The organism is Polaribacter sp. IC073, from assembly GCF_007997075.1.
Lineage (GTDB): Bacteria > Bacteroidota > Bacteroidia > Flavobacteriales > Flavobacteriaceae > Polaribacter.
Window position 1 is genome coordinate 19,792 of the sequence record NZ_VORS01000003.1, and the last position, 13,244, is coordinate 33,035.

12 protein-coding genes are annotated in these 13,244 nt (G+C 33.1%); 9 read left to right on the forward strand and 3 right to left on the reverse strand.

Annotated features, from left to right (window positions below):
• The first annotated feature begins 10 nt into the window (after positions 1 to 10).
• The 9 genes from ES045_RS05300 (at position 11) to trhA (ending at position 10,383) form a co-directional block, all read left to right on the forward strand.
• A complete protein-coding gene (locus ES045_RS05300) occupies positions 11 to 901 on the forward strand; it encodes a F0F1 ATP synthase subunit gamma (protein ID WP_147113529.1) in 891 nt (296 codons plus the stop codon).
• A gap of 372 nt (positions 902 to 1,273) precedes the next feature.
• Positions 1,274 to 2,227, forward strand: coding sequence for an ROK family protein (locus ES045_RS05305; protein ID WP_147113532.1), 954 nt, complete (start codon positions 1,274 to 1,276; stop codon positions 2,225 to 2,227).
• Between the two features lie 376 nt (positions 2,228 to 2,603).
• Positions 2,604 to 2,984 carry a hypothetical protein gene (locus tag ES045_RS05310; protein WP_147113534.1) on the forward strand — a complete coding sequence of 127 codons (381 nt, stop codon included), beginning with the start codon at positions 2,604 to 2,606 and terminating at the stop codon, positions 2,982 to 2,984.
• Positions 2,985 to 3,043: 59 nt separating this feature from the next.
• Complete coding sequence (locus ES045_RS05315; protein ID WP_147113537.1) at positions 3,044 to 4,117, forward strand: efflux RND transporter periplasmic adaptor subunit; 1,074 nt, start codon at positions 3,044 to 3,046, stop codon at positions 4,115 to 4,117.
• On the forward strand, positions 4,117 to 5,376 hold the full coding sequence (locus ES045_RS05320) for an ABC transporter permease (RefSeq protein WP_147113540.1): 1,260 nt from the start codon (positions 4,117 to 4,119) through the stop codon (positions 5,374 to 5,376). The genes ES045_RS05315 and ES045_RS05320 overlap by 1 nt, the downstream gene beginning before the upstream one ends.
• A 2-nt stretch (positions 5,377 to 5,378) precedes the next feature.
• Complete coding sequence (locus tag ES045_RS05325; RefSeq protein WP_147113543.1) at positions 5,379 to 6,065, forward strand: ABC transporter ATP-binding protein; 687 nt, start codon at positions 5,379 to 5,381, stop codon at positions 6,063 to 6,065.
• Positions 6,066 to 6,206: 141 nt separating this feature from the next.
• Positions 6,207 to 7,070, forward strand: coding sequence for an NAD(P)H-hydrate dehydratase (locus ES045_RS05330; protein ID WP_147113546.1), 864 nt, complete (start codon positions 6,207 to 6,209; stop codon positions 7,068 to 7,070).
• Positions 7,071 to 7,078: 8 nt separating this feature from the next.
• Positions 7,079 to 9,592, forward strand: coding sequence for a cation-translocating P-type ATPase (locus ES045_RS05335; RefSeq protein WP_147113549.1), 2,514 nt, complete (start codon positions 7,079 to 7,081; stop codon positions 9,590 to 9,592).
• Between the two features lie 137 nt (positions 9,593 to 9,729).
• The gene (trhA, locus tag ES045_RS05340) at positions 9,730 to 10,383 is read left to right on the forward strand and encodes a PAQR family membrane homeostasis protein TrhA (protein ID WP_147113551.1); all 654 of its coding nucleotides are present in this window, start codon (positions 9,730 to 9,732) and stop codon (positions 10,381 to 10,383) included.
• Between the two features lie 168 nt (positions 10,384 to 10,551).
• On the opposite strand, the gene ES045_RS05345 is transcribed toward trhA, so the two are convergent.
• From ES045_RS05345 to ES045_RS05355, 3 genes are all read right to left on the reverse strand, one after another.
• Positions 10,552 to 10,938: a hypothetical protein gene (locus tag ES045_RS05345; RefSeq protein WP_147113554.1), complete on the reverse strand. Its 387-nt coding sequence runs from the start codon at positions 10,936 to 10,938 to the stop codon at positions 10,552 to 10,554.
• 65 nt (positions 10,939 to 11,003) lie between these two features.
• Positions 11,004 to 12,332: a dicarboxylate/amino acid:cation symporter gene (locus ES045_RS05350; RefSeq protein ID WP_147113557.1), complete on the reverse strand. Its 1,329-nt coding sequence runs from the start codon at positions 12,330 to 12,332 to the stop codon at positions 11,004 to 11,006.
• An 11-nt stretch (positions 12,333 to 12,343) separates the two neighbouring features.
• Positions 12,344 to 13,060: a VIT family protein gene (locus ES045_RS05355; protein WP_147113560.1), complete on the reverse strand. Its 717-nt coding sequence runs from the start codon at positions 13,058 to 13,060 to the stop codon at positions 12,344 to 12,346.
• Between the last annotated feature and the right edge of the window lie 184 nt (positions 13,061 to 13,244).

Consider the following 13,244-nt stretch of genomic DNA (forward strand, 5'->3'; position numbering starts at 1 on the left):
TCAAAAAGTAATGGATACTTTAGAGAGTTTACGGAACAAAAAAGAAGGCGCAAAAGATTTAAAATCTGTTGTGAGTGCTATGAAAGCGATGGCAGGATCAAATATTACACAATACGAGACCGCCGTAAGTTCATTAGAAGACTATTATCAAACGATTGCTTTGGGTATTATCGGCTATTTTGAAGCAGAAAAAGTAGTAAGCATTAAGGACGCGACAGTTTCAGGAAAAAAATTAGAAGAAAGCGTTTGTGCTATTATTTTTGGTTCAGACCAAGGACTTGTGGGGCAGTTTAATGATGAAATGGCAAGTTTTGTTACAGCCTCACTTCGTGATATTCCAGGAAAAAAAGAGCTGTGGGTGGTTGGTGAACGTGTTCAATTACTTTTGTCTGATGACGGATTTACAACTTCAAAATTATATACGGTGCCAAATGACATCAACAATGTAACACCTTTGGTAACCGAAATATTAAATCAAAGTAGAGAAAGTCAAAAGAATCAGAAAACAGGTACTTTTTATATTTTTCATAATCAACCAAAACCCATCGCTGGATTTACACCTGTAATGCAACGATTTTTACCTTTAGACTCTACATGGAAAAACAATTTGCAAAAAATTCCTTGGCCTACAAAATTACCTCCTCAAATAGCTGGAAGTATAAAGCCTACTTTGGTTGCTTTAATTAATAATTATCTTTTTACATCGCTTTTTAAAGCCTGCGTAGAATCTTTAGCCAGTGAAAATGCTAGTCGTTTAGAAGCTATGCAACGAGCTGAAAAAAATATTGCTGATTTGCTTGATGACCTTAACAAAAAATACCATCGCTTGCGCCAAAGTTCCATCGATGAGGAATTGTTTGATGTTGTGTCTGGCTTTGAAGCATTGAAAAAAGTAAAATAGCGTTTTATTTTAGGGTTAATTTTTTGCAATTAATTTCTTATTAATTTTATTTTATGGGATATCGTTTGGCCGTTATTTATGTAAATCCTAAAGAGTATTCCAATACTTATACCATATGAATTTTAAAATGATTGGTAATAAATTTGAATTCGCTTTTCTTTTTTAGAATCTAAAAAAAATATTCAAGGCTTTGTTTATTGATTTCCGTTGTCATGTTTTTTTTTGAATTTATGCTCGTAAACTATTTCTGTGACAGGCAAAATCGTAATTCTAAAAGAAATATTTTTAACAAATATGACAAACATCATTTGTCAATTAAAGTTACTATCTTAATATTGAAACTTAAAAAGAATACTTTAAAATTATAGAAGCATGGATTTAGTAGTAGGAATAGATATTGGTGGTACCAAGACAAAAATAGGATTCGTGGACCAAAAGGGTAAATGTCATGAAAAACTATTTTTCAGAACACAAGAGTTTGAGAAATTTGATGAGTTTTTGGATAAAATAAAAGAAAGTATTGATGAGCTGAAAGCTAGATTTGAATTTCCTGTAAATATTATCGGTTGCGGAATTGGTGCACCCAATGCGTCTAGTAGAACCGGTACTATTGAAAATGCCGCTAATCTTAAATGGAAAGGTTCGGTACCTCTTTTAGAAAAGATGAAACTCCGTCTAAACGTTCCCATGCGCGTAATGAATGATGCTAGTGCCGCAGCATTGGGAGAAATGTTATTTGGTAACGCAAAAGGCATGACCAACTTTATTGTACTTACTTTAGGTACTGGTTTAGGGGCAGGCATTGTTGCCAACGGAAAATTAATTAAAGGTTATGATGGTTTTGCGGGTGAACTTGGTCATGTAGGTATGACTTTAGGTGATGGGAGGTTGACAGGACTGGGTGTTCGTGGCGGACTTGAAGCCTATGTTTCTGCAACAGGCTTAAAACGGACGGTACTTTATATGCTATCAAAATATATGGATCCTAGTCGATTTAGAGATATTGCTTACAGCGATTTACACGGAGAAGATATTACCAAAGCTGCAGAAGAAGGCGATCCTATTGCGCTAAAAGCTTTTGATTATACCGCGAATATTCTTGGATTGGCAATGGCTAATTTTACAGCTTTTTCACAACCTGAAGCTTTCTTTTTATTGGGCGGTCTTGTGAATAGTGGTAAATGGATTATAGAACCCTCTAAAAAGTATTTTGAAGAGTACTTGTTGGAAGTTTACAAAGGAAAGGTAAAAATACTAACATCTGGTATGGAAGGAAAAACGGCTGCCATTTGCGGTGCTGCCGCTTTAATTTGGGAAGAACAATAATTAAGAGTAATTAACCTTAAAACTTTTATTTTCGATGATATATTATGATGATTTTCAATCTAAAAACACCTTATACATTTCTCCTTTTCTACTATTTCATTAAATAAAAAGAAATTTCACATCTCATATAGCCTTGCTATTTATAATAGCTTAGATTGTTTTTTAAAACTTATCAGCTAATAAATTTTGACTATTTACAACACTATTCTTTTTTTTTATAGCAGCTGATAAAAGTCATTGTATTTCTTATTCTTATACGCTAGTTTTAACTGATAACTCTAAAATAGAAGTGTCGCTCATTAGCTATATAACACGTTAAAATAAGAATACGTATCCCAGTAAAATAAAATTTAATAGCAAACAAATAAAAAGATAAATGAAAAAACAAAAAAACTTAGGTATTTGGATGGATCATTCAATTGCAAATTTGATTGATTTAAATTCCAAGAAGCATAGTAAATCGATAGCATCAGAATTTACTTCTACTACAAAAGAGGAAGCATTGAATAGGAGTGAAAAATTAATGCATAATAAAAGACAACAAATGCAAGAAGCTTATTACAAAGAAATTGCAGAAGCCATTTTAAATTATGATAAGGTACTTTTATTTGGGCCAACAAATGCAAAAACAGAACTACATAATTACTTGAAAACCGATTTACATTTTAAGGATATAAAAATTGAAATTGAAATAGCAGATAAGATGACAGATAATCAACAAGAGGCTTTTGTTAAAAATTATTTTGAAGGGCAATAAGCCAGATTACCTTAAGTAGTTCAAATATTTCATTTAATTGATTAGAACAGTTAAAACCTATGAAATTTCTTTTTCTCTTTGCATTAATTATATGCAGTGCCTGTCAAACGAAACAGGACACGATAAGCCCTGTAAAACAATCTATCACGGAGTCTGTGTATGCTTCAGGGCTTATTGTAAGTAAAAAACAATACCAGGTTTTTGCAACCGTAAGTGGCCTTGTTGATGAGGTATTTGCAGACGAAGGAGTAACCGTAGAGATTGGTTCTCCTATTGTATCTATTATTAATGATGCACAACGTTTGATGTTAGACAACGCTAAATTATCGGCTAATTTTAATGCCTATAATGTGAATCGTGGGAAATTAGAAGAAGCGAAGTCGTTTGTCGATTTGGCAAAAAGTCAAATGGAAAATGATGCAATTATGTTAGAAAGACAAAAAAGACTATGGGCGCAAAAGATTGGATCTAAAGTATTACTAGAGCAAAAAGAACTTGCTGTTAAAAAATCAAAAAATACTTATGAGTCTACAAAAGAAAAGTTGGCAGAGGTAGAAAGGCAATTGGGTTATCTCTCTAAACAAGCCAAAAACAAGCTACTAATCAGTGATAAAAACACAAGTGATTATCTTGTGAGAAGTAAAATAAAAGGTAAGGTGTATCAAATGAATATCTCTAAGGGCGAAATTGTAACACCTCAAATACCAATTGCTATAATTGGAGATGATAAAAAATATCTCCTTGAAATGCAAATAGATGAATATGATATTGTAGATATTCAAGTAGGCATGCCAATATTGGTTGTATTGAATAGCTATCGCGATTCTGTGTTTAATGCTGTGGTGTCAAAAATAAATCCTATTATGAATTTGAAAAGTAAAACCTTTACCATTGAAGCGGAATTTTTACGACCACCAAATTTACTATATCCCAACATTTCTTTTGAAGCCAATGTGGTCATTAAAACAAAAATAGAAGCACTACTTATACCAAGGAATTACTTACTGAATGACTCTATAGTTGTAAATAAGTCTGGGAAGATATTTATTGTAAAAACGGGTTTAAAAGATTACCAAATGGTAGAGATTATTTCAGGTATAGATGAAAATGAAGAACTTATTCTTCCAGAGTAATGAAAATTAAGCTCATTACTCGAATTTCAGTGGCTTTGCTAACCGCTAGGCTAAAGCAAACTGCGGTTGCTGCCTTTGGGGTTACCTTCAGTATTATGATGTTTATCGCTTTGCTGAGTTTTATGACAGGGTTAAACGATTTGCTCGATAATTTGATATTGAACCATACACCGCATGTAAGACTCTATAATGAAATATTACCCTCGAAGGTGCAACCCATTGCCAGATCAACAGCATACCCAAAGGCTTATCATTTTGTAAAACATATTAAACCTAAAATTGAGCTACCGGAAATACGAAATAGTGTTGCCATCATCAAAACCCTAAAAAAGGATTCGAATGTTCGTGGTGTTGCACCAAAAACCACCGTGCCCATTTTTTATAATGTAGGCACAATTAATTTAACGGGTGTCATCAACGGTATTGATGTAGATGCAGAAAATAAGCTTTTTACGTTTCAGGATTATGTAGTGAAAGGTAAAACTATTGATTTGAAAAACACACCTAATAGCATCATTTTAGGCATTGGTGCTGCTAATAAAATGCTCGTTCAGATTGGTGACAACATTCAAATAACGACAAGCGATGGAATTCGATTTCCTTTGAAAGTAGTTGGTTTTTTTCAATCAGGAGTAGATGAGGTAGACAAAATTCAAAGTTATGCAACACTCGCTACTACTCAAAAGATACTAGGTAAGCCTAAAAGTTATGTTACCGATATTCAGATTAAATTATTTGATATGACTCTGGCACCAGCCCTTGCAAAAAGATACAACACATTGTTTGAAGTAGAGGCGATTGATATTCAAACAGCCAATGCGCAATTTGAAACTGGTAGTTCTGTACGTACACTAATTTCTTATGCGGTGGGTATAACCTTACTTATTGTTGCTGGATTCGGGATTTACAATATTCTCAATATGATGATTTATGAAAAAATGGACTCTATTGCAATTCTCAAAGCTACTGGCTTTTCTGGTAAAGATGTTAACTCTATATTCATCACCATCGCCTTAACTATTGGTCTTGTTGGTGGAGCGTTGGGATTGCTGTTTGGATTAGGACTTTCTGCACTGATTGGTGAAATTCCATTCAATACCGCTTCCTTGCCAGCCATAAAAACATACCCCATAAATTACAATCCAAAATTCTATTTGATTGGGGCTGTATTTTCCATCATCACTACTTATTTCGCAGGGTATTTTCCTTCTAAAAAAGCAAGTAAAATAGATCCTGTAGATATAATAAGAGGAAAATAAATATGAAAAAAAAAGTTATAGAAGCCATTGGTATTAATAAATCTTTTTATAACCCTATTACCGTAAAGGTGTTAACAGATGTTAGTTTTTCTATCAATGCAGGTGAATTTGTTTCTGTTATGGGAAGGTCTGGTTGCGGCAAATCTACTTTGCTCTATATTTTATCTACGATGGATACCAGTTATGAAGGAAAGCTTTTTTTAGATGGCATTAACATGACAAATAAAAAAGACGAGGAACTAGCCAAAGTGCGAAATGAAAAAATAGGCTTCGTATTTCAATTTCACTATTTGCTCAGTGAATTTAACAACTTGCAAAATGTAATGTTGCCCGCACTTAAGTATGGAAAGCTGTCGGAGAAAGAAATAGAACATAATGCTTATCAGAAATTAAAAATACTAGGTATAGAATCTGAAGCATTAAAGTATCCCAACCAGTTAAGTGGTGGTCAAAAACAACGAGTAGCTATTGCCAGGGCATTGATTAATGATCCTCTGATTATTATGGGAGATGAACCTACAGGGAATCTAGACAAAAAGAGCGGAGATGTTGTCTTTAATATTTTTAAGGAGCTAGCAGAAGTTTACAACCAGTCTTTGTTAATTGTTACACACGACCTTGACTTTGCAAGGAACACGCACAGAACGATTACTATGGAAGATGGTAAAATAATTAGCACTGGTTTATGATAAAATGAAGTAAATCAATGAAACATATAAAACTTATGTTATATATTTTTACGTCCATTGCTATTAGGATTTTAAATATTAGCAAGGTTTACTATTAAAAAAAACATACATTAAAGTCATCAATTTTAGATAAATTTTAACATGGAGCAGTATAATTACGAGAAAATTTCTAATGATATAATTTTTAGAATTCTAGAAAAAAGAAACCCATTTTCAAACAAAGGAGATTTTGGAAATGCAATTCTATTTGTTGGAAGTTATGGTAAAATGGGAGCAGCAACTTTAACATCTACAGCCTGCTTACGTACAGGTGTCGGTTTGCTTACCGTTTATATTCCCAAATGTGGATATACAATTTTACAAACCTCTATACCTGAAGCAATGGTTGTTTGCGATAAAGAGGAAACAATGATTACTGCTGCTACTCCGCTTCATCATTTTAATGTTGTAGGCATTGGTTGCGGCATCGGTACCAGTAGAGCAACTGCAAATGCTTTAAAACAAATTATCCGTAGTTTTAATAAACCGATGGTTTTAGATGCTGATGCAATTAATATTCTTTCAAAAAATAAAGAGTGGTTAAAATGGATTCCTGAAGAAAGTATTTTTACACCACATGCCAAAGAATTTGAACGCTTGGTGGGTGCATCAGCTAATGAAAATGAAAGAAAAAAAATGCAAATTGATTTTTCTGAAAAACATAATGTGTACGTAATTTTAAAAGGACATGAAACCATTATTTCTTGTCCTAATGGTAATACTTACGTTAACTCTACCGGAAATGCAGGTATGGCAAAAGGTGGCAGTGGAGATGCACTTACGGGGATGCTAACCGCCTTTTTAGCTCAGGGCTATACATCTGAAGAAACCTGCATTGCAGGAGTTTATATACACGGTTTAGCTGGAGATATTGCGGTAAAAGAGACTGGAGAATTTTCTTTGCTTGCCTCCGATTTAATTAAAGCTATTGGTAAAGCATTTCTAGCAATAACACAACGTAAATAAAAATATAGATGACATCCAACAACTTTGGCATAAATGGTTTAACGGATGAACAGGTACTTCTTGCAAGGAAAAAATTTGGAAAGAACATATTAAATTACAAGCAAGAAAATACTGTTTTAGATGCCATAAAAAATTTGGCAAAAGAGCCGATGATTATTTTATTATTGGTTGCGGCTCTAATTTACTTTGTAAGTGGAGAAATAGGCGATGGTATTTTTCTTTTGTCCGCAATACTTATCGTTTCGACTCTTTCTTTATTTCAAGATTCTAGAAGCCGTAATGCTTTGCAAAAACTAAAAAACCTAACACAACCCAACTGCAAAGTAATTAGGAACGGTAAAACGATAGCAATAAAAAGTGAAGACTTAGTAGTTGGCGATAGTTTAATTGTAGAAGAAGGCACTTCTATTACAGCCGATGGAATTATTATTCACTCCAACGACTTCTCTGTAAATGAATCTATACTTACTGGCGAATCGTTCTCTGTTTTTAAAGACCAATCGATGGAAGATAATTTTATCTTTAAAGGGACTACCGTTGCTAGCGGTTTAGCCATTGCAACCATTACAAATATCGGCAACGAAACCAAGTTAGGGAAAATTGGCATAAGCCTTGAAAGCATTAAGGAAGAGAAAACACCATTAGAGTTACAAATAAACAATTTTGTAAAAAAGATGGTAATTGTTGGTGCCATAGTTTTTATAGTGGTTTGGGCTATCAATTATTTTCATTCCTACAATTTTTTAGATAGTTTGCTAAAGGCGCTTACGTTGGCAATGAGTATTTTACCAGAAGAAATTCCGATGGCATTTACCACATTTATGGCGATTGGTGCTTGGCGTTTAATGAAAATGGGAATTGTAGTTAAACAAATGAAAACAGTAGAAACATTGGGTTCTGCCACAGTTATTTGCATTGATAAAACAGGAACAATTACCGAAAACCAAATGAGTTTGGCTAAAGTATTTTCGTTGAAAACGCAAAAAATTGTTAATCCAGATGAAGCGAATGACGATGAAAAAAACTTAATAAAAACAGCCATGTGGGCAAGCGAGCCTATTCCATTCGACCCAATGGAAGTCGCTTTGCATAAGGCTTATGGTGATTTATATACAGAGGATGAGCGACCAAATTTTAAATTAATTCACGAATATCCGTTGAAAGGAAAGCCCCCCATGATGACACATATTTTTGAAAATAATTCTGGCATAAGAATAATAGCAGCCAAAGGTGCGCCCGAAGCATTGATGGCTGTTTCTAGTGTATCAAAAGAAGAAATACAGCAAATTGAAAAAGCCATACAAACCATAACTAGTAAAGGATACAGAGTGTTAGGAGTTGGTGAAAGTAGTTTTACAGGCAGTGATTTCCCTAAAACACAACAAGAATTTCAATTTAAATTTAAAGGAATTGTCGCTTTTTATGACCCTCCAAAAAAGAATATAGAAACCGTTTTAAATCATTTTTATCAAGCAGGAATTAGAGTAAAAATAATAACGGGTGACAATGCAGAAACAACCACTGCCATTGCCAAACAAATTGCATTTAAAGGATTTGAACATAGTATGAGTGGAGATGAACTCATGCAATTGTCGGATTTTGAATTGCAGGAAAAAGTGATGAATACGAACGTTTTTACGAGGATGTATCCTGAAGCTAAATTAAGAATCATAAATACCTTAAAGTCTCAAGATCAAATTGTAGCAATGATAGGAGATGGTGTAAATGATGGACCCGCTTTAAAAGCAGCACACATTGGTATTGCCATGGGAAAGAAAGGAACAGAAATAGCAAAACAAGCAGCTTCATTAATTTTATTAGAAGATGATCTGTCTAAAATGGTGGATGCTGTTGCTATGGGTAGAAGAATTTATACCAATCTAAAAAAAGCAATTCAATATATTATATCTATCCACATACCTATTATCCTGACCGTTTTTATACCATTGGCATTGGGTTGGGTTTATCCAAATATCTTTTCCCCAATACACATCATTTTTTTAGAATTGATAATGGGACCAACCTGTTCTATCATTTTTGAAAATGAACCCATGGAGAAAAACTCGATGTCTCAAAAGCCACGACCTTTTACAACTACTTTTTTCAACAAGAAAGAGTTAACAACAAGCATAATTCAAGGGGTAGCCATAACTGTAGGAACTTTATTTGCCTACCAATATTCGGTTTACCAATCTTTTGATGAAACGCTTACTAGAACAATCGTATTTACTGTTTTAATAACAGCTAATATATTTTTAACGCTTGTGAATCGTTCTTTTTACTATTCAATTTTCACTACTTTAAGATACAAAAATAAGTTGGTTTTCCTCATTATTGCCATTACCTTCATTATTTCGGGATTATTAATATTTGTACCACCATTAGCAAACTTTTTTGAGTTTGAGAAACTTACTTTTTTACAGTTACTTATTAGTATTGGAATCGGTTTTATATCAGTAATTTGGTACGAATTAGTAAAAATAAAGATAAGGTTAAAAAATAAAGTCAACAACACAATCTAATTCCTTTTGATAATAGTTTTGCATTGCCAGTCTTTAAGAATGGTACTATAAATTATATAGCCAATAGGAGTAATAGTCTAAATTGATTTGAGTAATTTTGCAAAAAATATTTAGAATAATTACAACAACTCACGCTCATGCAAAATCAGAATTCAAATTTAAATTCACAAATTAATAAAGAACTTGTAAATAGTATCGTACATGGTTTCGGAATTATTTTTGGTATTGTTTCTATTCCCATTCTAATAGCATTTGCTATTAAAAGTGATAATACTTCTGGTATTATTGGTGCGGCCATATATGGGTTTTGCTTTTTACAGCTTTTTACTTTTTCTACACTTTACCACGGAATTCAGCATATTCAGGCAAAACGCACACTAGAAATCCTAGACCATATTAGTATTTATTTCTTAATAGCGGGAACCTATACGCCGTTTTTATTGATGTATATGGATAATTCTTTTGGTATTACACTGCTATCGGTTTTGTGGGGACTTACGGCATTGGGAATTATTTATAATATTTTTTTTACAGGAAAATGGAAGGTTATTTCTACATTAATTTACATAGCAATGGGATGTATTATGGTTGTTGGCGGACGTACTTTTTTTGAAAGTATTCCTATTAATATCCTTACGATGCTTCTAATTGGGTGCGGACTTTATCTTATAGGTGTTATTTTTTACTTATGGAAAAAATACCCTTACAACCATGCGGTATGGCATTTTTTTGTACTTGCAGCTGCTGTTTGCCATTACGTAGCTATTTTATTGGCAGTGGCATCTAATTGATCCTAAAATGAATTCGATTTTTTTTAGAAGATGAAGTTCAAATTCAATAATAACTTAAAACTTTTATTTTTTTAACCAGAATCTACGCTTTTTATAAAGATTTTTAACTCTCTTAAATCAGCATGTTAATTTAAATGACAGTTTACAAATAAGGAATGATTAGAAAAATTATATGAGTATAATTCTGTAAGCAATATTAAGTAAAAATAACCCTGTAAAAAACAGTAAGGCATATATAACTTGCACCAACTTAATATTTATAATTTGTAGCGCAGCAACCGCATTCTTTGGTATTACAAATAAAGATAGGCCTATAAATAGAGATGTCCACCCAATGAGTGTAATAAGAAGTTTGTAGTTAAATTCCCAAATATTATGAAATAAAATATTCAGCAATCCCATAATAATAGAAATAAAGGATGCCATTATTAGAAATTTTTCATCGTGCAAATCTTTTATAATTTGCTTACTTCGTCTCGGATTAAAGGTTAATATAAAAAAGAAAATAAGAAGATACCATCCCCAAAACTTTGCTAAAAAAATTGAATTGTCCATGATTTATGATGTTTTACGTTTATTAATTTAAAAAGGTCTTATTACTCTTATAGATTACTAGTAATTTAACTGTCGTTAATAATTACCTCAGTATTTAATTTGGTTCCATAAAATTTATCAAATATGATACAGGCTGTTAAATCTCCAGTCACATTAACAGCAGTTCTAAACATTCCTAAAATACGATCTATTCCTATTATAATAATTAAACCATCTATAGGAATGCCAGCACTCTGTAATACCGATGCAAGAATAATAACGCCTCCTCCAGGAATTGCTGGTGTTCCTATAGAGGCAGCCACAACGGTAAAAGTAATTAGAAGCAAACTCATTATAGATAATTCCACACCATAAGCTTGTGCCATAAATATGGTTGTAATGCATTGAAATAGTGCGGTTCCATCCATATTTATGGTGGCACCAACAGGAATAATGAAATCACTAATATTAGAAGAAACCCCTAATTTCTCATCAGCTGTTTTCATAGAAAGTGGCATCACAGCTGCAGAACTAGCAGTAGAAAATGCCAATAGTTGAGGTTCTCTTATCGCTTTTAAGAATTTAAATGGATTTTTATTGGTGATTATTAAAATGAGTATTAAATAGAATGCTAATAGAAGAATTAGGCCCAGCATAACAACAAACATATAATACCCCAAACCAAGAAATATTTCTATACTTGTTCTAGATAATAAAGCTGCCATCAAACCAAAAACTGCATACGGCACCAGCATCATCGCCCACGATACTACAATCATACATATTTTCTGAATTGCCTCAGAGAAACGAATAATAGGCTTCGCTGTTTCAGAACGAAGTTGGGTAATTGCGACGCCAATGATAATGGTAAAAATTACTACACCTAACATTTCTCCTGTTAAAATAGATTCCATTGGATTATTTGGAATAAGGTTTGATATTGCATTTGGAATGTTCGCAATAAGATCTGTTTGTTCATCTGGTATTATTTGACTTTTACCACTATTTGGAAATCCGCCTAACTCAAAAATATATTGACCGGGTTTTAGAATAAGTGTTACTACCAAACCAATTGTGATGGCAATGGTGGTTGTGAAAATAAAATAGAGTAGCAATCGAAGTCCGAAGGTTTTCAGATTTTCAGACGTGTTCCCTACAATTCCTGTAATAATAGATGTAAATATCAACGGAATCATAATCATTTGAACGAGCCTCATAAAAATTTTTCCTGGCAAGTCAAGCCAATCAGCAATTCGCAAACTAGAAGTTTCAGAAAGAAACCCTGCAGATGGATTCAGTATTATCCCTATCGCTGCCCCTAAAAGGAGTCCGATAATTACTTTAAGCCATAAGCGCCCTTTGATAAGGCGATCTAAATGAAACGATAATTTGTTAAGAGATCTAAATTCTATCATAGTTTAATTCCCTAGCCAACATTCACATTAAACAGGTACCCAACCAAAGCCGTTAATCCCATTGCAACCGTTCCCCAAAAAGTAATTCTCAAAACAGCTTTTGTAATACTCGAACCGCCTGTTTTTGCAGACAAACCACCTAAAATAATTAGAAATAAAATTGCAAAACCGTACAAATAATATTCCATGCTTTTTAGTGGGAAAAAAATTACCACAAAAAAAGGAAGCAATCCACCAATAGTAAATGCTGCTCCAGAAGCTAAAGCTGCTTGTATTGGTTTGGCTTGACTTATTTCATTTATTCCTAACTCATCTCTTACATGAGCAGCCAGAGCATCGTGCTCTGTAAACTCTTTGGCAACAATTAGGGCTGTTTCTTTTTTAAGGCCTCTCTTTTCATAAATTTCTGCCAACCGTTGTAATTCAATTTCTGGCATTTCTGCTAATTCAATTTTCTCTCTTTCAATATCTGCATTTTCAACATCTGTTTGAGAACTTACAGATACGTATTCTCCTGCAGCCATAGATAACGCTCCAGCTACCAATCCTGCTAAAGTGGCTAAAACAATAGGGTCTCTTATATTGCTAGCAGCTGCAACACCAATTGCAATACTTGCCGTTGATAAAATGCCATCATTTGCACCAAGAACCGCAGCCCTTAACCAATTACTGCGGTGTATGTAATGGCTGTCTAAATAATCGTCCAATGTATCTGAGTTCTTGTTCATCCTATTATTTATTGTTTTTTTTTAAAGGAAGAATATGTGTGAGATTGAATTTAAAATTGCTTTTCATCCTATAAAACATGAGTATAAAAATACCATTTAACTATAAATAGTACTATGATAAATATCAGTTCGTATAACATGACCAAGGTCATATATTGTTACTATAAGTTGCTTTATTTTTAAC